At 58.8% G+C, this 25,307-nt stretch carries 29 protein-coding genes; 17 read left to right on the top strand and 12 right to left on the bottom strand.

The genetic code is table 11. The annotated features are described in order from the left end of the window. Positions 1-23: 23 nt before the first annotated feature. The 8 genes from soxB (at position 24) to NWQ23_RS09320 (ending at position 8,884) form a co-directional block, all read left to right on the top strand. Positions 24-1,727 (top strand): thiosulfohydrolase SoxB, encoded by a 1,704-nt coding sequence (soxB, locus tag NWQ23_RS09355; protein WP_306166026.1) that lies wholly within the window; start codon positions 24-26, stop codon positions 1,725-1,727. 16 nt (positions 1,728-1,743) lie between these two features. Continuing rightward, positions 1,744-3,015: a sulfite dehydrogenase gene (gene soxC, locus NWQ23_RS09350; RefSeq protein ID WP_306166025.1), complete on the top strand. Its 1,272-nt coding sequence runs from the start codon at positions 1,744-1,746 to the stop codon at positions 3,013-3,015. Next, positions 2,999-4,027 carry a c-type cytochrome gene (locus tag NWQ23_RS09345; RefSeq protein ID WP_306166024.1) on the top strand — a complete coding sequence of 343 codons (1,029 nt, stop codon included), beginning with the start codon at positions 2,999-3,001 and terminating at the stop codon, positions 4,025-4,027. Before soxC ends, NWQ23_RS09345 begins: the two co-directional genes overlap by 17 nt. After that, on the top strand, positions 4,027-4,722 hold the full coding sequence (locus tag NWQ23_RS09340) for a c-type cytochrome (protein ID WP_306166022.1): 696 nt from the start codon (positions 4,027-4,029) through the stop codon (positions 4,720-4,722). The genes NWQ23_RS09345 and NWQ23_RS09340 overlap by 1 nt, the downstream gene beginning before the upstream one ends. A 28-nt stretch (positions 4,723-4,750) precedes the next feature. After that, the gene (locus tag NWQ23_RS09335) at positions 4,751-6,013 is read left to right on the top strand and encodes an NAD(P)/FAD-dependent oxidoreductase (RefSeq protein ID WP_306166021.1); all 1,263 of its coding nucleotides are present in this window, start codon (positions 4,751-4,753) and stop codon (positions 6,011-6,013) included. A 77-nt stretch (positions 6,014-6,090) separates the two neighbouring features. Continuing rightward, positions 6,091-6,522: a DUF302 domain-containing protein gene (locus NWQ23_RS09330; RefSeq protein ID WP_306166020.1), complete on the top strand. Its 432-nt coding sequence runs from the start codon at positions 6,091-6,093 to the stop codon at positions 6,520-6,522. Between the two features lie 8 nt (positions 6,523-6,530). Beyond that, on the top strand, positions 6,531-7,751 hold the full coding sequence (gene hemA, locus NWQ23_RS09325) for a 5-aminolevulinate synthase (RefSeq protein WP_306166019.1): 1,221 nt from the start codon (positions 6,531-6,533) through the stop codon (positions 7,749-7,751). Between the two features lie 74 nt (positions 7,752-7,825). After that, the gene (locus NWQ23_RS09320; RefSeq protein ID WP_306166018.1) at positions 7,826-8,884 is read left to right on the top strand and encodes a YeeE/YedE family protein; all 1,059 of its coding nucleotides are present in this window, start codon (positions 7,826-7,828) and stop codon (positions 8,882-8,884) included. 2 nt (positions 8,885-8,886) lie between these two features. On the opposite strand, the gene NWQ23_RS09315 is transcribed toward NWQ23_RS09320, so the two are convergent. The 5 genes from NWQ23_RS09315 to NWQ23_RS09295 form a co-directional block, all read right to left on the bottom strand. Then, complete coding sequence (locus tag NWQ23_RS09315) at positions 8,887-9,834, bottom strand: MBL fold metallo-hydrolase (protein ID WP_306166017.1); 948 nt, start codon at positions 9,832-9,834, stop codon at positions 8,887-8,889. Then, positions 9,831-10,751: an MBL fold metallo-hydrolase gene (locus NWQ23_RS09310; RefSeq protein ID WP_306166016.1), complete on the bottom strand. Its 921-nt coding sequence runs from the start codon at positions 10,749-10,751 to the stop codon at positions 9,831-9,833. Before NWQ23_RS09310 ends, NWQ23_RS09315 begins: the two co-directional genes overlap by 4 nt. A gap of 248 nt (positions 10,752-10,999) precedes the next feature. Then, the gene (locus NWQ23_RS09305; RefSeq protein ID WP_306166015.1) at positions 11,000-11,128 is read right to left on the bottom strand and encodes a hypothetical protein; all 129 of its coding nucleotides are present in this window, start codon (positions 11,126-11,128) and stop codon (positions 11,000-11,002) included. 105 nt (positions 11,129-11,233) lie between these two features. Beyond that, positions 11,234-12,055, bottom strand: a complete 822-nt coding sequence (locus NWQ23_RS09300; RefSeq protein ID WP_306166014.1) for a sugar phosphate nucleotidyltransferase — start codon at positions 12,053-12,055, stop codon at positions 11,234-11,236. A 204-nt stretch (positions 12,056-12,259) separates the two neighbouring features. Further along, positions 12,260-12,496 carry a hypothetical protein gene (locus NWQ23_RS09295; RefSeq protein ID WP_306166013.1) on the bottom strand — a complete coding sequence of 79 codons (237 nt, stop codon included), beginning with the start codon at positions 12,494-12,496 and terminating at the stop codon, positions 12,260-12,262. A 156-nt stretch (positions 12,497-12,652) separates the two neighbouring features. On the opposite strand from NWQ23_RS09295, the gene NWQ23_RS09290 reads away from it, so the two are divergent. Beyond that, positions 12,653-13,378, top strand: a complete 726-nt coding sequence (locus NWQ23_RS09290) for a Crp/Fnr family transcriptional regulator (protein ID WP_306166012.1) — start codon at positions 12,653-12,655, stop codon at positions 13,376-13,378. A 13-nt stretch (positions 13,379-13,391) separates the two neighbouring features. Here the strand turns inward: NWQ23_RS09290 and NWQ23_RS09285 are convergent, their stop codons facing one another. Next, a complete protein-coding gene (locus NWQ23_RS09285; protein ID WP_306166011.1) occupies positions 13,392-13,556 on the bottom strand; it encodes a DUF3309 family protein in 165 nt (54 codons plus the stop codon). An 80-nt stretch (positions 13,557-13,636) separates the two neighbouring features. Then, complete coding sequence (locus NWQ23_RS09280; protein WP_306166010.1) at positions 13,637-13,849, bottom strand: hypothetical protein; 213 nt, start codon at positions 13,847-13,849, stop codon at positions 13,637-13,639. A 231-nt stretch (positions 13,850-14,080) separates the two neighbouring features. On the opposite strand from NWQ23_RS09280, the gene NWQ23_RS09275 reads away from it, so the two are divergent. Then, positions 14,081-14,500, top strand: a complete 420-nt coding sequence (locus tag NWQ23_RS09275) for a cupin domain-containing protein (RefSeq protein WP_306166009.1) — start codon at positions 14,081-14,083, stop codon at positions 14,498-14,500. A gap of 31 nt (positions 14,501-14,531) precedes the next feature. Here NWQ23_RS09275 and NWQ23_RS09270 read toward each other — a convergent pair whose 3' ends face one another. From NWQ23_RS09270 to NWQ23_RS09255, 4 genes are all read right to left on the bottom strand, one after another. Then, positions 14,532-15,797, bottom strand: coding sequence for a SulP family inorganic anion transporter (locus NWQ23_RS09270; RefSeq protein WP_306166008.1), 1,266 nt, complete (start codon positions 15,795-15,797; stop codon positions 14,532-14,534). Positions 15,798-15,901: 104 nt separating this feature from the next. After that, on the bottom strand, positions 15,902-16,579 hold the full coding sequence (locus tag NWQ23_RS09265; protein ID WP_306166007.1) for an ABC transporter ATP-binding protein: 678 nt from the start codon (positions 16,577-16,579) through the stop codon (positions 15,902-15,904). Beyond that, positions 16,576-17,781 carry an ABC transporter permease gene (locus NWQ23_RS09260; RefSeq protein ID WP_306166006.1) on the bottom strand — a complete coding sequence of 402 codons (1,206 nt, stop codon included), beginning with the start codon at positions 17,779-17,781 and terminating at the stop codon, positions 16,576-16,578. Before NWQ23_RS09260 ends, NWQ23_RS09265 begins: the two co-directional genes overlap by 4 nt. After that, positions 17,781-18,950, bottom strand: coding sequence for an efflux RND transporter periplasmic adaptor subunit (locus NWQ23_RS09255; RefSeq protein ID WP_306166005.1), 1,170 nt, complete (start codon positions 18,948-18,950; stop codon positions 17,781-17,783). Before NWQ23_RS09255 ends, NWQ23_RS09260 begins: the two co-directional genes overlap by 1 nt. Positions 18,951-19,157: 207 nt before the next feature. Between NWQ23_RS09255 and NWQ23_RS09250 the strand changes: the two genes are divergently transcribed. Together NWQ23_RS09250 and NWQ23_RS09245 are read left to right on the top strand one after the other, a co-directional pair. Beyond that, a complete protein-coding gene (locus NWQ23_RS09250) occupies positions 19,158-20,102 on the top strand; it encodes a J domain-containing protein (protein WP_306166004.1) in 945 nt (314 codons plus the stop codon). Beyond that, a complete protein-coding gene (locus NWQ23_RS09245; protein ID WP_306166003.1) occupies positions 20,099-20,428 on the top strand; it encodes a chaperone modulator CbpM in 330 nt (109 codons plus the stop codon). The genes NWQ23_RS09250 and NWQ23_RS09245 overlap by 4 nt, the downstream gene beginning before the upstream one ends. Before the next feature lie 40 nt (positions 20,429-20,468). On the opposite strand, the gene NWQ23_RS09240 is transcribed toward NWQ23_RS09245, so the two are convergent. Next, positions 20,469-20,681, bottom strand: coding sequence for a DUF2892 domain-containing protein (locus tag NWQ23_RS09240; protein WP_306166002.1), 213 nt, complete (start codon positions 20,679-20,681; stop codon positions 20,469-20,471). A gap of 259 nt (positions 20,682-20,940) precedes the next feature. Here NWQ23_RS09240 and NWQ23_RS09235 point away from each other — a divergent pair, with 259 nt between their 5' ends. Genes NWQ23_RS09235 through NWQ23_RS09215 form a run of 5 tightly spaced genes read left to right on the top strand, consistent with a single transcriptional unit; the run spans position 20,941 to position 25,304 of the window. Beyond that, complete coding sequence (locus tag NWQ23_RS09235; RefSeq protein ID WP_306166001.1) at positions 20,941-21,252, top strand: hypothetical protein; 312 nt, start codon at positions 20,941-20,943, stop codon at positions 21,250-21,252. Then, entirely contained in the window at positions 21,249-21,638 is a 390-nt protein-coding gene (locus NWQ23_RS09230) for a hypothetical protein (RefSeq protein WP_306166000.1), read from the top strand. Before NWQ23_RS09235 ends, NWQ23_RS09230 begins: the two co-directional genes overlap by 4 nt. A gap of 35 nt (positions 21,639-21,673) precedes the next feature. After that, on the top strand, positions 21,674-22,801 hold the full coding sequence (locus NWQ23_RS09225) for an ABC transporter permease (protein WP_306166101.1): 1,128 nt from the start codon (positions 21,674-21,676) through the stop codon (positions 22,799-22,801). Then, positions 22,801-23,589, top strand: a complete 789-nt coding sequence (locus NWQ23_RS09220) for an ABC transporter ATP-binding protein (RefSeq protein ID WP_372340120.1) — start codon at positions 22,801-22,803, stop codon at positions 23,587-23,589. Before NWQ23_RS09225 ends, NWQ23_RS09220 begins: the two co-directional genes overlap by 1 nt. After that, positions 23,589-25,304: an MlaD family protein gene (locus NWQ23_RS09215; RefSeq protein WP_306165997.1), complete on the top strand. Its 1,716-nt coding sequence runs from the start codon at positions 23,589-23,591 to the stop codon at positions 25,302-25,304. The genes NWQ23_RS09220 and NWQ23_RS09215 overlap by 1 nt, the downstream gene beginning before the upstream one ends. Positions 25,305-25,307 lie beyond the last annotated feature (3 nt).

The raw sequence follows: 25,307 nt of genomic DNA, 5'->3' as shown, positions 1-25,307 counted from the left end.
AAATCGAGAACTGGACAATAGAAATGATTTCTCGGCGTGATTTTTTGCAAGCCAGCATGGCCGCTTCGGCGATTGTCGGTGCTTCGGGGTTCGGCAACTGGGGCAAACTGGCCGCGCAGCAGGCGCTGAGCCAAAGTGATCTGCTCCAGTTTGACACCTTCGGAAATGTCTCGTTGATCCATATCACCGACATTCACGCCCAACTCAAACCGATCTGGTTCCGCGAGCCCGAGATCAATCTGGGTGTCGGCAGCAACAAGGGGCAGGTGCCCCACATCACCGGTGCCGACTTCCGCAAGCTTTATGGGATCGACGATGGCAGCGCGTCCCATTACGCGCTGAGCTATGACGACTTTGCTGCCCTTGGTCAGACCTATGGCAAGATGGGCGGTATGGACCGTGTTGCGACCGTCGTGAACAGCATCCGCGCGGATCGCCCCGATGCCCTGCTGCTGGATGGCGGCGATACATGGCACGGCTCTTACACCTGCCACAAGACCGCAGGGCAAGACGTTGTAAACGTCATGAATCTTCTCAAGCCTGATGCGATGACCTTCCACTGGGAATTCACGCTGGGGTCCGACCGGGTCCGCGAGATTGTGGGCGATTTGCCTTTCGCGGCACTGGGCCAGAACATCTTTGATGTGGAATGGGACGAACCGGCCGAGGACTTCGCGCCTTACCAATTCTACGAAACAGGTGGCGTCAAGGTTGCCGTGATCGGTCAGGCCTTTCCCTATATGCCGATCGCAAACCCCGGCTGGATGTTCCCTGAATACTCCTTCGGTATCCGCGACCAGCGCATGCAGGAAATGGTGGACGAGGTGCGTGGGCAGGGTGCCGAACTGGTGGTCTGTCTGTCGCATAACGGCTTTGACGTGGACAAGAAGATGGCAGAGCGCGTGACGGGGATCGACGTGATCCTTGCCGGTCACACCCATGACGCGCTGCCAGAGCCGGTTTTGATCGGCGAGACGATCATCATCGCCTCGGGCTCTAACGGCAAATTCGTCAGCCGCGTCGATCTGGATGTGCGGGACGGCCGGATGATGGGTTTCCGTCACAAGCTGATCCCGATCTTCTCGGACGTCATCACGCCCGATGCCGACGTGAGCGCCGCGATTGACGCGGAACGCGCGCCCTTCCTTGCCGACCTGACCGAAGTGATTGGCAAGACGGCAGACGACACGCTGCTTTACCGGCGCGGCAACTTCAACGGATCATGGGATGACCTGATCTGCGAAGCCCTGATTCAGGAACGCGACGCCGATATCTCGATGTCGCCGGGCGTGCGCTGGGGGCCGTCGATCATGCCGGGCCAAGAGATCACGCGCGAGGATATCTTTAACGTGACCTCGATGACCTATCCCAATGCGTACCGCACGGAAATGACTGGCGAATTCATCCATACCATTCTGGAAGATGTGGCCGACAATCTGTTCAATACCGACCCTTATTACCAGCAGGGCGGTGACATGGTCCGCATAGGCGGGATGGGCTACCGGATCGATATCAATCAGCCGATTGGCAGCCGCATTTCCGATATGACCCTGACACGCACGGGCGAGGCGATTGATCCCGCCAAGACCTATGTTGTCGCCGGTTGGGCCTCTGTCAACGAAGGCACCGAAGGCCCGCCGATTTGGGACGTTGTTGAAGATTACATTCGCAAGCAAGGCACGGTGTCGGTTGAACCCAACACCTCCGTGCAAGTCGTTGGCGCATAAGAAAAGAGGACCAGAGATGAGCGAGATTTACAAAGGTATGAAGCCGTCGCGCCGGAACTTTCTGCGCGGTGCCGCAGCGGGTGGTGCGGCCTTGGTGGGTGGTGCAGGCATGGCCCGCGCCGAAGGTGACCCCGCGATTTTGGAAAAACAGCCTTGGGCACAGTTCCTGGGCGCCGGTGTGGACGAGGCCCCATACGGGATGCCGTCAAAGTTCGAGGCGCATGTGCGCCGTCAGAACGTGCCGTGGCTGACCGCCGATCCGGTCAGTTCCATCAACTTTACGCCGCTGCATGAATTGGACGGGATCATCACGCCCAACGGTCTGTGCTTCGAGCGCCACCATGCGGGTGTGGCAGAGGTCGATCCCGGCGAATACCGCTTGATGATCAACGGTCTGGTGGACCGACCTCTGGTCTTTACCATGGAAGACCTGATGCGCTTTCCACGCGAAAACCACGTCTATTTCCTTGAATGTGCAGCCAATACCGGCATGGAATGGGCAGGCGCGCAGTTGAACGGCTGCCAGTTCACCCACGGCATGATCCATAACGTGATGTACACTGGCGTCCCGCTGCGGCTGATCCTGCAAGAGGCCGGTGTCAAGACCACAGGCAAATGGTTGCTGCCTGAAGGTGCCGATGCATCAGCGATGACCCGTTCGATCCCGATGGAAAAGGCGATGGATGACTGTCTTGTCGCCTTCAAGATGAACGGCGAGGCTCTGCGTCCCGAGCAGGGCTATCCTGTGCGCTTGGTCGTTCCCGGTTGGGAAGGCAATATGTGGGTCAAGTGGCTGCGCCGCATCGAAGTCGGCGATGAACCCTGGCACCACCGCGAAGAAACCAGCAAATACACCGATCTTCTGGCCAATGGTCAGGCGCGCCGCTTTACGTGGGAGATGGATGCGAAATCCGTCATCACCAGCCCCAGCCCGCAAAAGCCGATCACCCATGGCCCCGGTCCGGTTGTGATGACAGGCGTTGCGTGGTCCGGTCGCGGTACGATCCCGCGTGTGGACGTGACAATCGACGGCGGCATCAACTGGCACGCGGCGCGGATTTCAGGGCCGAGCCTGAACAAGTCGATGCACCGCTTTTATTACGAGTTCAACTGGGACGGCAAACCGATGCTTTTGCAAAGCCGTGCGCATGACAGCACCGGCTATGTGCAGCCTACGAAAGAACAGTTGCGCAGCGTGCGTGGCGAAAACTCAATCTATCACAACAACGGCATTCAAACCTGGGCCGTGGACGAACAGGGGGTCGCTGAAAATGTCGAAATCTCTTAAATTTCTGGCACCAATCGGCGCGGCTGTCTTGCTTGCTGCGCCTGCGTTTGCGCAAGACACGCTTGGCCTTGGCCGCGCGGCATTGCCCGAAGAGGTCGCGGCATGGGATATCGACATCCGGCCTGACGGTCTGGGGTTGCCTGTGGGCAGCGGCGATGTCTTTACCGGCGAAGAGGTCTTTGTCGAGAAATGCGCCGTGTGTCACGGTGACTTTGGCGAGGGCACAGGACGCTGGCCTGTTCTTGCTGGCGGTGCAGGGACTCTGACCAATAGGGACCCGGTCAAGACAATCGGGTCCTACTGGCCCTATTTGTCGACGGTCTATGACTACATCTACCGCGCAATGCCCTTTGGCGAGGCACAATCGCTGGAGCCTGACGAGGTCTATTCGATCACGGCCTATCTGCTTTACATGAACGATGTGGTCCCGGACGATTTCGAGCTGAGCAACGAAAACTTCCTCGAAGTGGAAATGCCCAACGCCGGCAATTTCTTCATGGATGATCGGGCCGAGACGGAACTGCCCGTCTTCTCTGCTGCGGTTTGCATGGAAAACTGCAAGGACAGCGCCGAAATCACGATGCACGCGAGTGTCTTGGATGTGACGCCAGAGACCGAAGACGTGGCTGTCACGCAAGACGCTGTGGTGGAAGAGGCCGCAGTTGTCGAGCCGGCGGCACCTGCCGTTGATCCCGCCTTGATTGCAGCGGGCGAGGGTCTTTTCCGTCAGTGTTCTGCCTGTCACCAGATCGGCGAGGGTGCGGTGAACCGGACCGGCCCTGCGTTGCACGGCATGATCGGCAGCACGATGGGGGCTGTCGAAGGCTTCCGCTATTCATCTGTGTTTCAAAATGCCGCCGCCGCTGGCGATGTCTGGACCGCCGAGAGCCTTGAAGCCTTCCTCGCCGATCCGCGCGGCACGATGTCTGGCACAAAGATGTCGTTCCGTGGCGTGCGCAACGCAGAGGATATTGCCGCGCTGATCGCTTATATGGAGAGCTTTGACGACTGATGGTGACGCGGCTCCTGACACTGGTTTTGATCACATTCGCCGGGGCTGCCCATGCCGATGCAGGTGGCGACCCAGAGCGGGGCGAAGACCTGTTTCGCCAATGCAGCGCCTGCCATCAGGTCGGGCCAGATGCGCGGGACACTGTCGGTCCGCATCTCAACAATATCTTCGACAGGTCACCGGGTTCCGCCGAAGGATATCGCTATTCTGCCGGTTTGACCCGGGCTGCGGCCGGTGGGCTGAAGTGGACTTTCGAAACACTCGACGCCTATGTGGAGAACCCGCGCGCCTTGGTATCCGACACCCGCATGGGATTTCGGGGCATGAAGGACCAGCAGGATCGCGATGATCTCTTGGCCTATCTGCGGCTTTTCTCGGCCAATCCGTCAAACATCCCAGAAGCCGCACCGACGTCTGTCGCGGTGGACCATTCCGTCGCCCCTGAAATTCTCGCGATCGTAGGGGATCCGGCTTACGGCGAATATCTGTCGGGCGAATGTACATCCTGTCATCAGGTCAGTGGCGCTGGCGGGGGGATCCCATCAATCACCAACTGGCCGGCCGAGAACTTCGTGACCGCCATGCACGCCTACAAGGTGGGAGTCCGCGTCAACCCTGTCATGCAGATGATGGCAGGGCGGCTGTCGGACGAAGAGATTGCAGCCCTTGCTGCATATTTCGAGAGCGTCAAATGAATGGCGCCTCAAACTTAGGGAGGAAGACATGACTTTTAACAGAAGGACGTTTCTTGGCACGGCTGTTGTCACTGCCGGCCTGCTATCCGCGCCGATGGTGCGCGCGCAAGGCAAACCCCGTGTTGTTGTGATCGGCGGCGGCGCGGGAGGCGCCACGGCTGCACGCTATATCGCCAAAGACAGTGCGGGAGCGATTGATGTGACTTTGGTCGAACCATCGCGCACCTATTACACCTGCTTCTTCTCAAACCTCTATCTGGGCGGATTCCGCGAGATGGGATCACTGGGCCATAGCTATGGCACGCTTGCCGCCGCTTATGGCATCAACGTCGTCCATGACTGGGCCATCGGTATCGACCGCGACGCCAAGACGGTGACGCTCGCAGGGGGTGCCAGCCTGCCTTATGACAAGCTGATCCTCTCGCCCGGTATCGACTTTGTCGATGGGGCCGTGCCGGGGTGGGATATTTCTGCACAGAACGCGATGCCCCATGCCTATAAGGCCGGATCGCAGACTGAACTGCTGAAAGCGCAGATCATGGCGATGCCGCAGGGCGGTGTCTTTGCCATGGTCGCACCACCCAATCCCTATCGCTGCCCGCCTGGACCATACGAACGGGTATCGATGGTGGCGCATCTGCTCAAGCAGAACAATCCAACCGCCAAGATCCTGATTGCCGATCCCAAGGAAAGCTTCTCAAAGCAGGGACTGTTCCAGGAAGGCTGGAGCACGCACTATGATGGCATGATCGAACGGATCGGGCCAGATTTTGGCGGCGCAGATGTCGCGGTTGATCCCGATGCCATGACCTTGTCGATTGACGGTGATGTCACCAATGTGGATGTCTGCAACGTGATCCCCGCCATGAAAGCAGGCCGCATAGCAGAGATCGCAGGCATCACCGAAGGGAACTGGGCCCCCGTGAACGCCGCCGACATGTCCTCGAAAATGGATGAGAATATCCACGTTCTGGGTGATGCGGCCGCACAGGGCGACATGCCTAAGTCCGGCTTCTCGGCCAATAGTCAGGCCAAGGTCTGCGCCAATGCTGTGCGCGGCGCGCTTACCGGTTCCACGATCTTTCCGGCGCGGTTTGCAAATACTTGCTGGTCGCTCATCGATACCAATGATGGCGTCAAGGTGGGGGCGACCTACGAGGCCACCGCAGAAAAGATCGCGCAGGTTGAGGGTTTTGTCAGCCAGACCGGCGAAAGTGCCGAATTGCGCGAAGCAACCTACCTTGAATCGGTCGGCTGGTACGACGGCATTGTCGCCGACATGTTCGGCTAGAACAGACGCGGGCCTTGATCTAAGTCAGGGCCCGTTTCCCCGAAATCTGCAAGACTCTCGCCAATGGAGGATGTGAAATGAAACATACAATTATCGGCGCGGTCATGGGTTTGCTGGCAACGCCTGTCGTCGCACAAGAGGCGGTCACCTATCCCTTTGATGGCAGCTTCGGCGATGCCGCCTTCTCGGTCGAGAATGCCATCATCGGAAGAGGTCTTGTGATTGATTATGTCAGTCATACAGGCGAGATGCTGAGCCGCACGGGGGCTGACGTGGGCAGCGATGTTCAACTGTTCGAGGCGGCGGACATCTTTCTGTTCTGCTCTGCCCAACTGTCGCGCGAGGTCATGGAGGCTGATCCGATGAATATCGCGCATTGCCCCTATGGGATCTTCGTGGCCGAGATGGATGGCGCGGTCATGATCGGTCACCGCACCTACCCGGAGGGCGAGATGCAGAAGGTGCAGACTCTTCTGGACGACATCATTCAAGAAGCAATTGGCGGCTAAGGAAGAGTATGGATTATCAGGGGTTTTTTGCGGCTGCTTTGACGCAGTTGCACGATGAAGGCAATTACCGCGTTTTCGCTGATCTCGAGCGGCATCGCGGGGCCTTTCCGAAGGCAACAAATCATGGCGAAAAGACCCGTGAAGTGACGATCTGGTGTTCCAACGACTATCTGGGGATGGGCCAGCATCCTGACGTGATCTCCGCAATGCATACGGCGCTCGACAAGGTCGGTGCCGGTGCAGGCGGGACGCGCAATATTTCCGGAACAACCCATCACCACGTCCTGCTAGAGGCTGAACTGGCGGATCTGCACGGCAAGGAAGCGGCGCTGCTGTTCACGAGCGGCTATGTATCCAACTGGGCCGCTTTAGGCACGCTCGCGTCGCAAATCCCGGACTGTCTGGTGCTGTCCGATGCGCTGAACCATGCCAGCATGATCGAGGGCATCCGCCACTCCAAAGCCGAGCGCCAAATCTGGCGACACAATGACGTGGAGCATCTTGAAGCGCTCTTGGCGGCACAGCCTTTGGAGCGGCCCAAGCTGATCGCCTTCGAGAGCGTGTATTCGATGGACGGGGATATCTCTCCGATTGCCGCGATTTGTGATCTGGCAGACAAATACAACGCCATGACCTATCTTGATGAGGTCCATGCCGTTGGCCTTTACGGTCCGCGCGGAGGTGGCATTGCCGAACGCGAAGGACTGATGGACCGTCTGACGGTTATCGAAGGGACGCTGGGCAAGGCCTACGGTGTCGTCGGCGGCTATATCGCTGCATCCGCCAGCCTGTGTGATTTCGTCCGCTCGTTTGCCAGCGGCTTTATCTTTACCACCGCCTTGCCGCCCGCCGTGGCAGCAGGGGCTGCTGCATCGGTCCGCCATCTGAAACAAAGCGAGGTGGAACGCACCGCGCAGCAAGAAAAAGTAGCGCAGGTGCGCGCGCGTCTTGATGAGATCGGTATCCCGCATCTCGACAACGAAAGCCATATCATCCCGGTGATGGTGGGCGATCCGGTCAAATGCAAATACCTGTCCGACATCCTGATGCGCGACCACGGTATCTATATCCAGCCGATCAATTATCCGACCGTGCCAAAGGGAACAGAGCGTCTGCGGATCACACCGTCGCCAGTGCATTCAGAGGCGGATATCGATCATCTGGTGTCCACGTTGGAACTGCTATGGCACCAGTGCCAACTGGCGCGGCTGCCCATGGCCGCGCAGTAGGGTTTGACCCAAGTCAAAGCTATTTCAGGCGCGGTCGGGTAGCACTAGCCCATAGCATCCAATGAGGCCGACCTATGTTTGAAGAGCTCATCACGCGTTACGGGGAAGGCGCTGTCCTGATGGCCGTGGGCGGTCTGGTCGGCGCCTTTTTTGGCGCGGCGGCGCAACACTCCCGATTTTGTCTGCGGGCAGCCACGGCAGAAGTGGCAGACGGCCAGCTTGGTCCGCGCGTCGCCATCTGGTTTATTGCCTTCTCGGCGGCTGTCTTTTCGGTGCAGGGTGCGATTGCAGCAGGCTGGCTGGATGTCAGCCAAAGCCGCCAGTTGGCGACAACCGGCAGCATGTCAGGGGCGATTATCGGCGGGCTGATGTTCGGTGTCGGGATGATCCTTGCGCGTGGTTGCGCCAGCCGGTTGCTGGTCTTGTCTGCCACCGGAAACCTGCGCGCGATCATGACGGGGTTGGTGCTTACGCTTGTGGCCCAATCCGCATTGCGCGGCGTGTTGTCGCCCTTGCGGGAAAACCTTGCATCATTGTGGCTGGTCGAAGGTGGTGCCACGCGCAGTATGCTTAGTCAGATCGGTATGTCATCAGGGCAGGCAACAGCCATCGCCGCCATCGCATTTGGTATCGCGCTGTTCCATGCCCGCCGCCAGAACGTCCAAACCAGCCACGCAATTGCAGCCGCGTGTGTTGGAGCGGCGATCGCGCTGGGGTGGATGGGGACCTATTTTGTGGCGATCAACTCTTTCGAGGTGGTCGCGATTTCATCCGTCACCTTTACCGGTCCGTCAACGGATACGCTCATGGGGCTGGTCAATAGTGCCCAACTCCCATTCGGGTTTGGCATCGGGCTGGTGCCTGGCGTTTTCCTTGGGGCAGGGGCCATGGCGCTGGCGACGGGAGAGGCCAAGATCCAGCGCTTTGGCGCAGACACCCCGATGGAGCGTTACCTGATCGGCGCTGTCTTGATGGGCTTCGGCAGTATGTTGGCCGGAGGCTGTGCTGTGGGCGCGGGCATGTCGGGCGGGGCGATCTTTGCGCTGACCGCTTGGGTCGCGGTGGGATGCATGTGGATCGGCGCGATGACGACCCACCGGCTGATGCAACGCGCGTCACTTGTCACCGCCTGAGCCTATTCGAATTCCATCTGCTCATAGACACGACCGGCATTCTTGGTGGCCAGTTCCTCGAAGGTGTCAAGATAGGCATAGGGGGACTGGTCCACATAATAGGCATCAGCCAAACCGCCACCGGCATCAATATGCGCGCCGATCTGCCCGCGCAGATATTCCAGATAGCCTTTGGTTTCGCGCCGCACGATATCCATATTCGTGGGGTGACCGTGGCCGGGGATGACATAGGTGGCATTCAGCGGTTCGAATGCCGTGTCCCAGGTCTCGAGCCAATCAGCGGTGTAGGTGTCCTCGAAGATCGGCAACATGCGTTCGTGAAAGGCCATATCGCCCGAAATCACAAGGCTTTGATTGGGCAACCAGACCACCACATCGCCGGCACTATGGGCAGGGCCAAGATAGCGCACCTCGATCCGGAAATCGCCCAGTTCAAGGATGTATTCATCTGCAAAAGTCTGGGTCGGGCCTTGCAGGAACGTGCCTGCGGCCTTGTCGCGATTGACCTGTTTCATGCTTTCGAGAATCTGAAAGCCGTTCTCTTCAAATTCCGCTGCGGCGTCTTCATGGGCGATGATCGGAACGCCTTGTTCGGCCCAATAGGAGTTGCCCAGCATCGCGTGGCCTTGACCGTTTTCATTGATCACCAGAACAACGGGTTCGTCGGTCCGCGCCTTGATTTCCTCATGCAGGGCTTGGGCCAGGATATAGGCCCCGCCGCCGTTGATCACCACAACGCCTTCGCCGGTAATGATGAAGCTCAGGTTGTTGTTATGCCCGCTGTTTTCATAGGTGGGTGGGGCGGTGGCCCCGATCGCGCTAAAGACGCCGGGGATGAACTCGACCGGCGCGCTGTAGAGCGCGGAGCCGGGGTACTGATCGGCGATGTTTTCATTGGCCAAGGCGGTGCTGGCCCAGAGTGCTGTCACCAAGACCGCAAGCGGTCTCATTGCTCTTCACCGACAAAGACAAAGCCGTCGCCGCTGCGGTCTGCACGCCCCAAACCACCACCCGGCAAATGGAACCCGATCAGGCGCATCTGCGCGTCGCTGAGTTGGTTGAGCAAGGATACACGGGTCTCGGCGGCCAGCTCCGCATCCTGATCCGAGCCCGAGAGCCAAGTGGGTTTCTCAAAGGCGACATGGTGGTTGACGATGCTGTCGCCCACGATCATCAGGCTTTCGTCGCCCATGCGGACCTCGAAAGACATATGGCCCGGCGTGTGCCCCGGCGTCAGACGCGATGCGACACCCGGCAGGATTTCCTGATCGTCGTCAAAGAGCATGATTTGCGCCTCAAGCTCTGCCAGACGGTTCTTGGCCCCGACGGCAAAGGTTACACGGCCAGCATCGATCGTCGAAACGGTATCGGGATCGGTCCAGTAGTCCCATTCCGCGCGCCCGATATGATAGGCCGCATCAGGGAACATCAGGTCGCCAAAATCATCCAGAACACCCCAAAGGTGATCGGGATGGGCATGGGTGAAGACGACGTCTGTCACCTCGCTTGGATCAAGGCCGAGCGCGTCGAATGCATCCAGAAGCTTGCCTGCGGTGGGCATGAATTCCTGCCCCGCCCCCACATCAAACAGCACCGTGCGGTCACCGGAGCGCAACAAGGTCACGTTGCAATCAGGTTCCAGCGTGTCACCGGTCAGCCCGTAGCGTGCCAAGATTTCGTCAGCGCCCTGTGGTGGCGTATCACCCAGTGAAAAGCTTTTGGGCAATACAAGGTTGCCGTCGCTTAGGGTATCAAGAGTGACGCCGCCCATTTGCAGCGTGGTTTGTGCCCAGATGCGCGCGGGCAGAGCGGCAGAAAGCCCCGCCGCCAAGCCGCATCGCATCGTTTGCCTGCGTGTGAGAAACATGACGATCCTTCATATTCTAATTATTGAATAATATAGAAGTGCACGCGCGTTTGAAACTGTTTTCTGACCCTTTTCAGCAAACAAATAGTGTTCGGGAAAAGCCCTCTAGGTGGTTTATGGCCAGACATATCTGTCGCGATCCCCAAAAAGGCGGCCGGGCCTATCTGTCGTGACAACGGGTCGCTGCCCATACTCGCACGCCGGCATTTGTTCAAAACCGCGGCGACCCGTTGTCTGGTTTGTACGCCTTACTTGATCTTCTTTCCTGCAATCGCCACTGCGGGCTTGGCCGAGAGGGCGTTGGCGGTGGCAGAAACCTTTGGTTTCTCTTGCTTGGGTTTCTTGCTCTCTTTGTTGCTGTTTTTGCCTTTGGCCATGGTCTGTCCTTTCAAAATGCAACGATCCGATGCCGGAATGGCAGGGGTTGGCTGCGGTAGGCACTGGCTGCCAGTCAATGACAGCCAGCGGAATGTCGTCGTGCGCTAAGTCGGATGAGTGTCCTTTTTGGCGTCTTCATCCAACGCCCGTTGCTGGCCACGCGAAACAGTTGTGATCGGTGACTGAAACATCCTGTTTGCGGTTCCAAGGTCTTCGGTCGACTTGATGGCGGTCCACTGCAAACCGGTGATATCCAGAACATCCACGACCGTGCCCTTGTCCACCAGCCGCGCATAAGCGGCTTCATTGGGTGCTTTCAGGTTGCCGGGGTTTTCCATCATCAGGGCAAGCTCCGCGAAAACGAGGGGGCCGGTCCGCGCGCTGATCTTTTCGATCCCCACTGCACGGCCCAACGCCAGCTTGGGATCAATGGCGCGCGCGACATCGATCACATGCATGTCCTCATCCACGAGAACCTGCAATGCCCCCTCTGCAAGGGACAGATCGCGCGTGACGCACAGGACATTGGGCAGTTCCATGTCGACAAGCTGGCGCAGGATTTTGACCTCGAAAACCAAGTCGGCATCGAAGGTGACGAAGGCCGCCGTTCCGACGGCAGAGGCGGCCAGCATCAATGCATAAGCTGTATCGGTCTCGCGGTATCGTGTGTTGATCACATAGGTGATGCGAATACCGCGAAAGGTCTTGTTGAGAACCTGCCTGATCTCGTCCGCCCTGGGACCAAGGACAAGAACAAATTGCGATATGCCGCAGCTGAGGCAGTTGCGGATCATACGTTCCAGAATAACGGTCCCGCCGACATGCAACATGCAGGTGGCACTGCTATCCGTCAGCGGGCCAAGCTGTGCACCGGCATCAGCGGCAAGGATGACGGCCATTGGTGGACGGTTGATTTCATAGTTCATGGTGCGCAAGCCCCTGATATATATATTAGATAAATGAAATTGAGGATCGAGCGCCTATCGCGCAGGGCCAGTCGCTCAGGTGGATTGGCGGGCTTTGACCGCAAGGGCTTTCGTCCCGCCGGTCGCGCAGCAACACCTGTGCAAAGCAGGACTTGAGGTGGTCAAACAGGACGGAGCGTCCGCAGTGCCCGGACGCACCAAATATCATGTTCGGCGAACAGAATTGCCACCCGCAACAATCTTGTTGATCAGTGTGGCGACAGCCTTATGGCTTGCGATTTCAGCCTCGGACCCACCGGCATTCTCGTGCGAGGCGGCTGCATCTTCAAGAATGCCCATGATCTCGCGTTCGGGCAAGATATTTGCGTCGTTCAGCGCCAGTAACAGGGCTTCGCAAATAGAAAGCGCCGCGATGCCAGAATATATGTTATGATCCGACATCAGGTATTTGCCTCTCTGGATTAATTGCTTGGGAAGGACGCTTCATCGCCTTGATCCAAACTCTCAAATAATGTGGCGCCGTGTACTGATCGACATCAGTTGAGGTCGGTTTTTGTTTGGTAAGTCATAAATTTTTTCGTCCAATTAGGGAAACATATGAAGAACGAGCCTCTTCTCCGCAAACTGGGTGCCTTTGTTGCTTTGTCCGAGGCTGAGATCAGCGTGATTGATCGGCTTCACAAGCGCCGCAGGACTTTTGTTGCCGGACGCGATCTGGTGCATCAGGGGCAGTCGGATCAGGCTGCATATATCCTGATGTCGGGGTGGGCCTGCTCTTACAAGATCTTGCAGGATGGCCAGCGTCAGATAGTCGATTTCCAGATCCCCGGTGATTTTCTGGGGCTCCGCAGCGTGCTGCTCCATATGTCTGATCATAGTATCGAGCCGGTCACGGATATCGAGGTGACTGAAGTCCATGTGTCTGATCTTTTGGGGGCCTTTGCGCAGACGCCCCGATTGGCGACCGCCGTACTTTGGGCCGCGTCGCGTGACGAGGCGATGGTGGTCGAACATCTTGTCGACATCGGGCGCAGGGACGCTGCTGAACGGATGGGGCATTTCCTGCTGGAACTTGGCTCACGGCTCACTCTGGTCGGCATGGGCAGCAAGGCGGGGTATGATTGTCCGTTGACCCAGTACCTTTTGGCGGACGCCATGGGGCTGAGTGCCGTTCACGTCAATCGGGTGCTGCGGCAGCTGCGCGAGGCGGGTTTGGTCACATTCCGGGATGGTCATGTGACGTTCGACAACTACGAGCGGTTGACAGAGTTTGCAGATTTCGATCCGACCTATCTGGATCAGATCGGACCGCTTCTTGCATGACCCTGGCGACGGCTCAAAGCCTGCCAAGCAGCATCAGCACAACCACAATGATCAGCACGGCACCAAGAACGCCGACACCAGAGTTGCCAAAGCCGTAGCCATAACCACCGATGCGCCCGCTAAAGCCACCCAGAAGGGCGATAATCACAATGATTAACAGAATGGTGCCAAGTGACATGATGTATTCTCCTGTAAAAAGGCGTGGCGTCAAAGACGCTGTCGGCCCATGCAAATGCTTCTGGCCTATGGCCGCAGCAATTAATTTCCTTCGATAGACATGCCATTCTCGTCAAGGTGACTGTGCACTTCCAAAGTCAGTTGTGTCGGCTGATCCCAGACAACATCGAGCGCCGTGTTGATCGGTGGCAGTACCTGATCGGCAAAGACCACATCCACAACCGCACCCCTGACCGCATGCACAATGCCGCAGCCGTTCTGTGGTGTATCGGCTTGGGTATCGGGTTTTTGCATCTGTTTGGGGTCTTTCCAGCGGGAGCGGGTAACTGCGTCCTTCAGCCTAGGTGAAGGGAGCGGCGTCTGTGCTGATCGGTGTTAGTGCGCAGCTGCATGTCGTTGATCTGCCCGCCGCAAAAGACAGCCCGATGTCCCCCATGCTAACCCCGATCAGTGTGCAAAGTGCTGCTTTGATCCAGACTCGCGGCACATGGCCAGTAATGGCAGCGCCACCAAAGGAGGTTCGACATGATTGGGTATTTCGCAAATATTGAAGATCTGACAGAGCAGAACAGCAACTTTCGGCAGGTCCTCTATTCCGGCACCAAGTTGCAACTGGTGCTGATGGCACTGGCTCCGGGAGAAGAAATCGGTGGCGAGATCCACGCAGAGACGGATCAGTTCTTCCGGATTGAAGAGGGTGAGGGACGCTGTGTCATTGATGGAAAGACCCACAAGATCGCAGCGGGTGACGGCATTGTTGTGCCGGCAGGCGCACATCACAATGTGATCTGCACGGGCCATCGTCCTCTCAAGCTTTATACGATCTATGGCCCCGCGCATCACCAGGATCAACTGGTCCAAAAGACCAAGGCCGAAGCGGATGCATCCGACGAATCATTTGGCGGCCAAGCCACCGAACCGGCCGCAGAGGTCGTGCGGGTCTAATGAGGCGCGCGCAAGACCCATCGCTGCCTGCCTAACGGTCAGGTGGCGTCCAGTCCGACGTGATGCCCGCCTTGTTGCGACGCAGCCGCAAAGCAAGGCCGACAAAGACGCCCACACCAATGGCGACTGTCAGATCAGCAAAGACCGTCAGGAACAGGGTCAACAAAAGCAAGATCCGGTCCGCGGTCGGGGTTTGCATATAGCTGCGCCATTTGTGCGGCTCGCTCATGTTCCACGCGGTCAGGATCAACAATCCGGCCAGCGCAGGCATCGCAAGATAGCCCGCAAGAGGGGCCGCCAGCAGCATGATCAGAAGAATGGTCAAGGCGTGCACAATACCTGCGATGGGGGTCTTGCCGCCAGCGCGGACATTCGTGGCGGTGCGGGCAATGGCGCCGGTCGCGGGCAGACCACCAAACAGAGCGGAACCGATATTGGCAAAGCCCTGCGCGAGGACTTCGGCGTTCGGCCTGTGGTGCCCTCCGATCATCTTGTCCGCAACCATCGCCGAGAGTAGCGATTCAATGCTGGCAAGAAAGGCGATGACCAGCGCCGAGGGCAGCAATTCCTGCATCCGTTCCACGCTGATCTGCGGAAAGGCCGGAACCGGAAGCGTCCGCGGCAAGGGGCCGAACTGGGAAAAGATCGTTTCGACCGGCAGGGCAGCCACGGCGACCAAAGTTGATGTCAGACCGACCGCAACGATCAGACCGGGAAACTTTGGCCACAGACGGCGCAGCACGATGATCAGGACCATCGTCGCCAGACCGATCCCAAGGGCAAAGGCACTGACGCTTTGGCGCGCCAGCCAAAGGGCTTCGATTTTCGCGATAAAGTCTGCCGGTACTGCCGCCATCGACAGGCCAAGCAGGTCCTTGATCTGGCTGACGGCAATGATGACCGCAATCCCGATGGTAAAGCCATTAATGACTGGTTCAGGCACATAGGCCACGAGATTGCCCGCTTTGAGATACCCGGCGATCAGCATGATGATGCCAGCCATGAATGTCGCAAGCACAAGCCCGTCATAGCCATGTTCGGAAATGACACCAAAGACGACGACGATAAACGCGCCTGTCGGCCCGCCGATCTGCACGCGGCTGCCGCCAAGAAGCGAGATCAGGAACCCCGCGACGATTGCGGTGACGATTCCTTTTTCAGGGGCAGCTCCCGAGGCGATGGCAATCGCAAGGCTCAGGGGCAAGGCGACCATCGCGACGGTCACACCCGCAACAAGGTCGCTGGCAAATTGCGCGCGGGTATATGTTGGCAGTGTGGTCAGGATTTTCGGCTTCATGGACAGACCTTACCTTTTGGCGCGGAAACGCAATCAGCCGTGATCAAGGCAGACCAAGGTTCATCAGCAGCTTTGCATCGTCCCGTGCCGCCCTTCAACATGCCTTATCCCGTCAAAACCCCATCCCCGACCATCAACTGGCGTCGGCACAGGTTAGCGATCTTCTCGTCATGGGTCGAAATCAGAAAGGTCGTCCCTTCCTCGCGATTGATCTGGGCAATAAGCTCCATGACCTGCATCGCCGAGGCGCGGTCCAGATTGCCGGTGGGTTCATCTGCCAAGACCAGTTCGGGGCTGTTCATCAATGCACGCGCAACCGCGACGCGCTGCTTTTGCCCGCCCGAGAGTTTCGTCGAAGGAAAGTCGATCCGCTCTTGCAGTCCCATGCGGACCAAAAGATCGCGACCGCGCGCGCGGGCGGCGGGGCTCTCGCGTCCTTCGCGCACAGCGGTGGGAAAGATCACATTCTCCAGCGCCGTAAAATCGGGCAGCAGATTGTGAAACTGGAACACAAAACCGATATGCAGATTGCGAAAGGCCGTCAGTTCCTTGTCCTGTGCTGCGATCAGATCCTGCCCCAGCATGTGATAGCGGCCCGATGTGGGCTTCATCAATGTCCCAAGGATCGTGAGCAAGGTGCTTTTGCCGGACCCCGAAGGCCCCAGCAAAGCGGCCATCTCGCCCTTTGCAAGGTCCAGCGACAAGCCGCGCAGAACCTGCGTTGCGACATCGCCGGTCCCGAAGGTCTTGACCAGATCCTTGACGTCAAGCAGCGCCGTCATTGCCCGATCGCCGTAACCGGATCGACATTCGCCGCAGCGCGCGCGGGCAGGATCGAGGCAAAGATTGCGCCGATCACGGTCAGGGTGATCGCGAGTCCATAAGACCCCTGTGTGATGTCCATCGGCAGCGTGCCTGCCCGAAATGCATCGCGGGATGGAAATGGCAATAGGGCCAGATAGCCCAATGAGGCACCCATAAGCCCGCCCATCAATCCGACCAATGCACCTTGTGTCACAAAGACGAAGACTACAAATCCCCGCCCGGCACCCATTGCGCGCATGATCCCGATCTCGGGACGCCTGCGGTACGTCGACAGCAAAAGCGCAGAGGCAACCCCGATCACGATGGTGATCAGCGCAAAGGTTTTCAGAAAATAGCCCGTCTGCGCCTGCGCGTTCAGCGCCTCCATGAGCTGCTCGGCACCGTCTGTCCAAGGCACCGCATCCAGACCAGTCAGGCTCACGATATGGCGGGCCGTGGCATCTGCCATATTCAGATCGTCCAGCTTGATCTCGATCTGCGTCACCCCTTGCGGCATGGCAAATAGGGTGCGTGCGGTCGAAAGGCTGACAAAGGCGCGCGCGCCATCCATGCCGCCGTTGCCGGTTTCAAAGATGCCGCTGAGCGTCAGGGCCGCACTCACGCCTTGGGAACTTTGCAGGCGCAGCGTTTGCCCAAGCGACAAGGCCAGATCGTCGGCCAGATCTGTCCCTAGCACGATCAGCCCAGAGCCAAGCCGTGCAGAGCCTTCGATCATATAGCTTTCAAGGTCGAGGATCGCGGATTCGCGCCCCGGTTCCACGCCGGTCACGCTGACCTGCGAAACCTGCCCGCCCCGTGTCAGGAAACCGGCACCATTGATCTGCGGCGATACGGCTTTGACCCCGGGTACTGCGGCGATCAGGGGAAGCCAGGTTGCCGCCTCGGCCAAAGTTGCGGTGCGTGTTTGTCCACGTTCCGTGACCACCAGCATATGCCCGTCCGCCGTGACCAAGATGGCCGGATCATCACTTTCGGCCGCGATCGTGATATGGGATAGATCGCCGACGGTGCGCGACAATATGAATTCGGCCAGTCCGCCGATCAGGGCCGACATGAAGATGAAAATAAAGACACCCACGGCGACGCCCGTGACCAAAAGCACCGTCTGCCCCTTGTTTGCGGTCAGGTATCGGGCCGAAATCTTGAAGGCATAAAGCATCAGGGTTGGTCCGCCGCAACGGCCTGCCCGGCGATGATGCCATTGGCATCGGCAATGACCATGTCCCCTTCCGACAGGCCAGACGACACGATCAGCCGGGCAGCAGGCCAATCCACGACTGTGACCGGTTGGAACACCGCGCTCCCGTCCTTGAGCACAAAAATGCCTGTCTCGCCCGCATCGGTTTGCAGGGCGGTGCGTGGAATGGTCAGTGCGGCTGCGCGTTGCTCGACGATGATATTGGTGGCGACGGTCAGTCCGATCGGGGCTGTGACCGGTGCATCAAAAGCAATTTTCACGGCAAGCCCGCCGGTGGCGGCATCGACCCTCGCCGAGACAAATCCCACGTGACCATCGCGCTTGACGGTTTCGCCCGCCAGTTGCAGCACCGCTGGTTGGTTGCGCGCGATCTGGGTGGCATAGGCTTCATCCACATCGGCCTCGACCACCAGATCGGTCAGATCCGCAAGTGTCATCAAAGCGGTGGTGGGTCCGGTCAACTGCCCGACTTCGGCATCAAGAACAAGCACGGTGCCCGCGATGGGCGCACGCACTGTGTAATTGGCCAGTGCGACTCGGGCCTGATCGAGTGCTGCAGTTTGAATGGCCACGTCCTGTGCCGCGATTTCGACAGCATGGGCATTGCTTTCCAGTTCGGTTCTGGTGATGTTCGGGCCCAAGGACAACGCCCGATCATAAACCTCTTGTGCTTGCTGCTGGCCGATCAGCGCGGCATCAAGCCCGGCCAATGCTTGCCGGACGATGGTGTTTTGCGCTTCCGCGTCCACCCGCGCCAGCACTTGATCCACAGTCACCACATCGCCTTCGTCCACCGCAAGGGTGATGAGCCTGCCGGTGACAACAGGCCGAATTTCGACAGAGTCCACCGCAGCGATCCGGCCATTGACCGCAAGCACCCGTGTGACCGGGGCGAGGGCGGCCACCTCGACCGCAACCGGCAGCGGACCTGCCATCCAGAATTGCGTATAGGCAAGGGCGGACAGGGCGATGACACCGACACCTGTAGCGCCCCAAAGCCATAACCGCCGCTTTGGTTTGCTGTCAGGCTGCGCATGGCGCAGGGCAGGGAGAGGCGGTTCCGAGGCAGGTTGGCGCGACTCTGCCTCTGTGGCGCTCCCTTTTTGTGAAGCCTGTTGAACTGCGGTCAATATAGTGCCCTTTCCTCATGACGGCAGCGACCGGGTACGCAATGCGCGCCAGCCGATTTCCTTTGGGTCATATTAGCCCCACTCATTTTCCATGTACTGACATGGATCAATGACGACACCGGAAAGGACATGTCATTCCAAAGGCAGAGCCGTGCGAACCCGATGGTTTCTTCAAAGACCATGCGCGCGGCGCAAGAAGGAGGCGGGATGTCCAACGACCCTTATGACGTGCTGGGCCTGACCAAGTCGGCGACCGCAGCCGAGATCAAGAAGGCCTACCGTGAGCATGTGCGCAAGAATCACCCTGATCTGCATCCAGATGATGCCGGTGCAGAAGCCCGGTTCAAGGCAGTCGCCAATGCCTATGAGCTGCTGAAGGACCCAAAGACCCGCGCCCGCTTTGATGCCGGAGAGATCGACGGACTTGGCGCAGAGCGGCCGCAACGCCAGTATTACCGCGATTTCTCGGACGCTCCCGACAATAGCTATCAACAACGACAGGGCTTTGGCCCCAATGTCGATCCGGCCGACATCTTTGCCGAGATTTTGCGAAACAGGGGCCGTCAGAGTGCCAGAGATGACTTTGCAAGCGGGTATCAGGCCGGTGGGGCGGATCTGCGCTATCGGCTGGAAGTGTCCTTTCTCGATGCGGTGCGCGGCAATGAGGTCTCGATCACTTTGCCTGATGGCAATAGCCTGGCGGTCAAGATTCCGCGCGGCACAGAGGATGGCCAGACCCTGCGCCTGCGCGGCAAAGGATCACCCGGCTTTGGCGGCGGTCCGTCCGGGGATGCGTTGATCACCATCCTCGTGCGCGCCCATCCGGTGTTTCGGCGGGAGGGGGACGATATTTTCGTTACCCTTCCCATTACGATCGACGAGGCTGTTCTGGGCGCAAAGGTGACCGCGCCCACCATTGATGGCCCCGTCGGCCTGACCGTGCCACCGGGTGCCAGTTCCGGCCGCGTTTTGCGGCTACGAGGTCGCGGTGTGACGCGGGCAGGCCAAAAGGCCAAAGGCGACCAGCTTGTGGACCTCAAGATTGTTGTGCCGTCCGATCCGGACGCGCAATTGCGCGATTTTCTGGCCGAGTGGCGCAAGGCCCACGCCTTTGATCCAAGGGCCGATCTGCTGAAAGGGGCACAGACATGACACAGCTTTTCTCTGAAGACGACGTCGTCGTGACAGTCACGCGATTGACCCGCAGTCAGTTGACGCAGTTCATCGAAGACGCCTTTGTCAAGCCAGAGCGCGGACCAAGCGGCTACCTGTTTCGCCCGATCGACATCGCGCGGCTCGAACTTTTGTGTGATTTGTCGCAGGATCTTGATCTGGATCAGACCGCGCTTGGCATCGTTGTCTCGCTTCTCGACCAGTTGCACGCCGCGCGGCAAGACCTTGCCGCGATGGCGCTGGCAATAGAAAGGCTGCCCGCTGATGTGCGGGCACGCCTTGGCATTTCGCTCAGGCAGCTTTGAACTGCGCTGCGGGGCAGTCCGCCGCGCCCGTGGGCAGGGTTCAGACCTTGTTGGTCTTGATGCCGAAGATGCTGTAAAGCGGGCAACTGCCCATCAAAGCCGTCAGCACCAGAACCGCCCCGACGGCGAGCGATACATAGACCGCAAAGCTATTGTCGAAGATGGACAGGTTCGCGACAAACGGGGTCAGCAACAAAGCAAGCCCCACGACAATGCGAATGACTTTGTCTGTCGTTCCAACATTTGTGGACATGATGGTTTCTCCTCAATTCAAGTTCTGTCGCAGCCAGAGCACACGAGCCCAACGCTGCGATCGACCCATTTGACCATGTTTTTTGTCAACAGTAATTGACCTAGATCAGTGCAGGCCGCTTCGCAAAGAGACAGGGTTGGGCTTGTTACTGGTCAGGTGGCGCTGTGTGATGTCAGGTTTCGATCTGGTGTCTTGCGGCGCGGTCCCGATGGGCAACTGGCGCGGTAACACCCACATTTTTTCAGAGAATGGACACAAAATGTCACTAGATCACAAAACGACCACCAGTGGCGCGGCCAGCGGTGATTTCGAAGCGGTCAGCCAGCAGTTGGCAGCGCTGCGGGAAGATATGTCGCGGCTTGCGGAAACAGTGACCGGGATCGCAGGACGCCGCCGGGACCATCTGGTGTCCGACATCGCAGAAGGATTTGACGAAGCCAAAAACTATGCAGCAAGCACCGGCAAGTCCGCGGAACACCAGCTTGAGGTATCCGTGGCCGCGCATCCTTTGCTTGCAGTAGGCCTTGCCGCGGGCGCAGGTCTGCTAGTCGGTGCTATGTCGCGGCGTTGAAACGTTTTTTCGCGCAATTGATCAGCGATCTCGAAACAGCTGGCCGAGACAGGGTGCACAGGGTCTTGTGGCACATCTATCTGGGTTTGGCCTGCTGTCTTCTTGCGGTCGCGGGCTTTGGGTTCATGATCGCGTCAGCGTTCATGGCACTCAGCACCGTATTGGGTGCGCAAACAGCGGCACTTTGCTTGGGCTTTGTCTTGCTGGTCCTGGGGGGGCTGCTTTTGGCTTTGTCCAAAAGAGGTGCATCACGAACCCCTGCGACTACACCGGATCAGGCCGCCGTCACCCCACCTCAGGCGGATATGGCGGAGGCGGGTTCAATCATAGCGTTTACCGCAGCATTTGTACTTGCCAGATACTTGGCCTACGATAAACGGGACTGAACGAAAAGGTGCGCGTCTTGACCGGACACGACAAGATGCATGGTTCTGCCTCATCCGCTCCCGCCGCATTCATCGTCTCGGGGTCACGGTTAGAGGTCACAGGCGATCTGCATATCGACGCCTTGCAGCGCCTTGACCTTGGCGAACTTTGGCGCATGGCAGAGCAGGCTTTGGTGATTGATATCAAAGGGCTCACACGGATCGACACGGCCGGGGCCTGGGTTCTCGTTGACCTGCAACGGCGGGCCAGTTTGAATGGGCATGAGCTTACAATCGAGGGGGCAGGTGATGCGCAGGCGCAGTTGATTGACGTCGTGCGCCAGAACATGCCCCCACAGGATACAAAGGTACCACAGGCCAAAACGCTGCCCGACCGGCTTGCGGCATTTGGTGAACTGGTCGTCACCTCTTTGGGTAAGGCCGTCGATCTGATCGCTTTTCTGGGTCAGGTCGTTGCCACCATAGCGACGATCATCCGCCATCCAAGCCGTTTGCGCCTGACCTCACTGGTGCATCATTGCCAGCAAGTTGGGTTTGATGCTGTCCCCATTGTAGCCCTTATGGCCTTTTTGATCGGCGTGGTCCTCGCATTTCAGGGGGCAGCACAGTTGCGCCAGTTCGGGGCCGAGGTCTTTGTCGTTGATCTGATCGCGATTTCGGTCTTGCGCGAACTTGGAATCCTGTTGACCGCGATTATCGTCGCGGGGCGCTCGGGGTCGGCCTTTACAGCCGCTATTGGCACGATGAAGATGCGAGAAGAGATCGATGCGATGCGTACGATCGGGCTTGATCCGGTGACGATTCTTGTGGTGCCACGGGTCTTGGCGCTGATCATCATGCTGCCCGCCTTGGGGTTTATCGCCGACATCTCTGGTTTGGTCGGCGGGGCGGTTATGTCGTGGATCGAATTGGGCGTCTCGCCTGCCGTGTTCCAGTCACGCTTGGTCAGCAATACCGATGTCTGGCATTTCTCGGTCGGGATGATCAAAGCACCGTTCTTTGCCCTGATCATCGGAATCGTCGGCTGTTACGAGGGCATGATGGTCGGCGGCGATGCGGAATCGCTGGGGCGGCGGACCTCTATCTCGGTCGTGCTGTCGATCTTTCTGGTGATCGTCATGGATGCAATGTTTTCGATCTTCTTTGCCGTGGTGGGGGTATGATGCGCGCTGAGTCCGATGATCATATCATCCGTGTCCGCGGTCTTGTGACCCGGTTCGGGGACCATACGGTCCACGATGGGCTGGACCTTGATGTCAAGCGCGGCGAGATTATCGGGGTCGTGGGTGGCTCCGGCTCTGGCAAATCGGTGCTGTTGCGCGCGATTGTGGGCCTGCTCAAACCCGCTGAAGGCCAGATCGAGGTCTTCGGGCAAAGCGTCCGGGACACGTCAGAGCAAGACTACAGGGAATTGCGCCGTCGGTGGGGAGTGATGTTTCAGGATGGCGCGCTGTTTTCATCGCTGACGGTGCGCCAGAATGTCGAGGCGCCCATGCGCGAACAACTGGATCTGGATGATGATCTGCGCGCCATGCTTGCGGGCATCAAAGTGCGCATGGTGGGTTTGCCAGAAAATGCGCTGGGCAACTATCCGTCAGAGCTTTCTGGCGGTATGCGCAAACGTGCGGGGTTCGCGCGTGCCATCGCATTGGACCCTGAAATCGTGTTTCTGGACGAACCCACAGCGGGTCTTGACCCGATCGGGGCTGCGGCCTTTGATATTCTGATCAGGAAGTTGCAGGCTGCACTTGGACTGACGGTCTTTCTGGTCACGCATGATCTGGACAGCTTGTATGCGATCTGTGATCGGGTGGCGGTGCTGGCAGACAAACGTGTGATCGCAGTGGGGACGATGCAGGATATGCTGGAGGTCGATCACCCTTGGGTGCGCGAGTATTTCGCAGGCCCGCGTGCGCGCGCAGCCATGGTATCAGCGGAAGGGACAACATAATGGAAACCCGCGCCAACTATATCCTGATCGGGGCCTTCACTCTTCTTGCGATGATTGGCACGTTGGGTTTCTTTGTCTGGCTGGCCAGTGTCCAGATCGACCGGCAATATGCGACCTACGGGATACTGTTCGATGATGTCTCGGGGCTGGATCCGTCTGGCGACGTCTTTTTCAACGGGATTTCCGTGGGGCGCGTCATTGGTATTGAAATCGACAGCCAGGACCCTTCGCGCGTCCTGACGACGGTGGAAATCAGCGCTGCAACACCTGTGCGGTCCGACACCGTCGCACAACTGCAATCGCAAGGTGTGACCGGTGTCGCCTCTATCTCTTTGTCGGGCGGGACCCCGGAGGCTGCGCCTTTGGTTACGGAAAGAAACGGGATTCCGATCATTCCTTCGCGCCGCTCGACCGTGCAGACACTTGTCGAAGATGCGCCCGACCTGATCGCCGATGCGGCACTGCTGCTGGAGCAACTCCAAGGGCTCGTGAGTGAAGAAAACCGCCTGCATGTGACAAGTCTCTTGCGCAATCTGGACACCGCGTCGGGACAACTTGAACAAGCACTCTCCGACTTCTCGGCCATCACCGGCACGGTCAGCGATGCAACCGCCCAGATCGCAGAGTTTACAGCAAGGATGGATAACATCGGCACAGCGGTGGAGGCGACGCTGGAGCGGACAGATGCCGCGCTCTTGTCCGCTCAGGGGGCGTTTGATGCAGCGGATCGCACGCTGGCGACCACCGCAAGCGCCATTGACAGCGCGGGCAGCGCCTTTGACCAAGCGGACCTGCTCATGCGCGAACAGGTGCCCGATATCCTGCGGCAGGTTTCAGAGGGTGTGGCCGGATTGAACACGGCCGTTGCCAATATCCAGCAGCGCTCGGAACAGGCGCTGGACGGCTTTGGAGAGACGGCCCAACTGCTTAACATGCGATTGACCGAACTCGAACAGACCTTGCTGGACGCCAATACCGCCTTTGTTGCAGTCACCCAAGCGTCGGACGGTTTTGATACATTGGTCAATGGTGACGGTGCGCTGATGGTGGTCGAGGCGCGTGATGTGCTGGCGCTGGCCAAGACCGCCATCGGCAATATCGATGCTGTCGTGATCGACCAGGTCCCGGCAATCTTGGCCGACATCCGCGCCGCTGTCGCCACAGCCGCAACCGCGGTCGATCAGGTCGCGGCCGATGTGACCGGGCTGACGGGCCGGTTTGATCCATTGGCCGAAGAGACCGCGCAAACGCTGGCGACGGCAAATGCGTTTTTTGCGCAGGCGCAGGGCAGTCTGACCACGTTTGACGCGACGCTTGCTGATGCAAGCGGTGCACTCTTGTCTGCCGAAACGGCGTTTGATTCCGCATCAGACATTCTTGAAACGGACCTTGGTCCGGTTTTGACCGACATCCGCGCCGCATCGGACCGGATCAGTGTCGCCGTCGAAGACGTGACCCGCGACATGCCCGACATCACCGCAGAACTCAGAGCCCTGATTGCCCGAAGTGACGCCGTTGTGGCACAGGTGCAAACGGCTGTGGCCAACAGTGCGCCGGGGATCAGCGATTTCGCCCAGACCGGACTGCCTGAATTGAACCGTCTGAGTATCGAAGCCCGCAATCTGGTCAGCACGCTGGACAGTCTTGCGCGCCGTATTGATCGCGATCCGGCGCGCTTCTTGCTCGACGACCGTGTCCCTGAATATAGGAGATGAAGC

Source organism: Yoonia sp., from assembly GCF_030731595.1.
Taxonomy (GTDB): Bacteria; Pseudomonadota; Alphaproteobacteria; order Rhodobacterales; family Rhodobacteraceae; genus Yoonia.
This window is presented reverse-complemented; position numbering and strand designations above follow the sequence as displayed.

Bases quoted from the DNA above. Each gene is read 5' to 3' on its own strand.
- soxB (WP_306166026.1), top strand. From the start codon at position 24: ATGATTTCTCGGCGTGATTTTTTGCAAGCCAGCATGGCCGCTTCGGCG.
- soxC (WP_306166025.1), top strand. From the start codon at position 1,744: ATGAGCGAGATTTACAAAGGTATGAAGCCGTCGCGCCGGAACTTTCTG.
- NWQ23_RS09345 (WP_306166024.1), top strand. From the start codon at position 2,999: ATGTCGAAATCTCTTAAATTTCTGGCACCAATCGGCGCGGCTGTCTTG.
- NWQ23_RS09340 (WP_306166022.1), top strand. From the start codon at position 4,027: ATGGTGACGCGGCTCCTGACACTGGTTTTGATCACATTCGCCGGGGCT.
- NWQ23_RS09335 (WP_306166021.1), top strand. From the start codon at position 4,751: ATGACTTTTAACAGAAGGACGTTTCTTGGCACGGCTGTTGTCACTGCC.
- NWQ23_RS09330 (WP_306166020.1), top strand. From the start codon at position 6,091: ATGAAACATACAATTATCGGCGCGGTCATGGGTTTGCTGGCAACGCCT.
- hemA (WP_306166019.1), top strand. From the start codon at position 6,531: ATGGATTATCAGGGGTTTTTTGCGGCTGCTTTGACGCAGTTGCACGAT.
- NWQ23_RS09320 (WP_306166018.1), top strand. From the start codon at position 7,826: ATGTTTGAAGAGCTCATCACGCGTTACGGGGAAGGCGCTGTCCTGATG.
- NWQ23_RS09315 (WP_306166017.1), bottom strand. From the start codon at position 9,834: ATGAGACCGCTTGCGGTCTTGGTGACAGCACTCTGGGCCAGCACCGCC.
- NWQ23_RS09310 (WP_306166016.1), bottom strand. From the start codon at position 10,751: ATGTTTCTCACACGCAGGCAAACGATGCGATGCGGCTTGGCGGCGGGG.
- NWQ23_RS09305 (WP_306166015.1), bottom strand. From the start codon at position 11,128: ATGGCCAAAGGCAAAAACAGCAACAAAGAGAGCAAGAAACCCAAGCAA.
- NWQ23_RS09300 (WP_306166014.1), bottom strand. From the start codon at position 12,055: ATGAACTATGAAATCAACCGTCCACCAATGGCCGTCATCCTTGCCGCT.
- NWQ23_RS09295 (WP_306166013.1), bottom strand. From the start codon at position 12,496: ATGTCGGATCATAACATATATTCTGGCATCGCGGCGCTTTCTATTTGC.
- NWQ23_RS09290 (WP_306166012.1), top strand. From the start codon at position 12,653: ATGAAGAACGAGCCTCTTCTCCGCAAACTGGGTGCCTTTGTTGCTTTG.
- NWQ23_RS09285 (WP_306166011.1), bottom strand. From the start codon at position 13,556: ATGTCACTTGGCACCATTCTGTTAATCATTGTGATTATCGCCCTTCTG.
- NWQ23_RS09280 (WP_306166010.1), bottom strand. From the start codon at position 13,849: ATGCAAAAACCCGATACCCAAGCCGATACACCACAGAACGGCTGCGGC.
- NWQ23_RS09275 (WP_306166009.1), top strand. From the start codon at position 14,081: ATGATTGGGTATTTCGCAAATATTGAAGATCTGACAGAGCAGAACAGC.
- NWQ23_RS09270 (WP_306166008.1), bottom strand. From the start codon at position 15,797: ATGAAGCCGAAAATCCTGACCACACTGCCAACATATACCCGCGCGCAA.
- NWQ23_RS09265 (WP_306166007.1), bottom strand. From the start codon at position 16,579: ATGACGGCGCTGCTTGACGTCAAGGATCTGGTCAAGACCTTCGGGACC.
- NWQ23_RS09260 (WP_306166006.1), bottom strand. From the start codon at position 17,781: ATGCTTTATGCCTTCAAGATTTCGGCCCGATACCTGACCGCAAACAAG.
- NWQ23_RS09250 (WP_306166004.1), top strand. From the start codon at position 19,158: ATGTCCAACGACCCTTATGACGTGCTGGGCCTGACCAAGTCGGCGACC.
- NWQ23_RS09245 (WP_306166003.1), top strand. From the start codon at position 20,099: ATGACACAGCTTTTCTCTGAAGACGACGTCGTCGTGACAGTCACGCGA.
- NWQ23_RS09240 (WP_306166002.1), bottom strand. From the start codon at position 20,681: ATGTCCACAAATGTTGGAACGACAGACAAAGTCATTCGCATTGTCGTG.
- NWQ23_RS09235 (WP_306166001.1), top strand. From the start codon at position 20,941: ATGTCACTAGATCACAAAACGACCACCAGTGGCGCGGCCAGCGGTGAT.
- NWQ23_RS09225 (WP_306166101.1), top strand. From the start codon at position 21,674: ATGCATGGTTCTGCCTCATCCGCTCCCGCCGCATTCATCGTCTCGGGG.
- NWQ23_RS09220 (WP_372340120.1), top strand. From the start codon at position 22,801: ATGCGCGCTGAGTCCGATGATCATATCATCCGTGTCCGCGGTCTTGTG.
- NWQ23_RS09215 (WP_306165997.1), top strand. From the start codon at position 23,589: ATGGAAACCCGCGCCAACTATATCCTGATCGGGGCCTTCACTCTTCTT.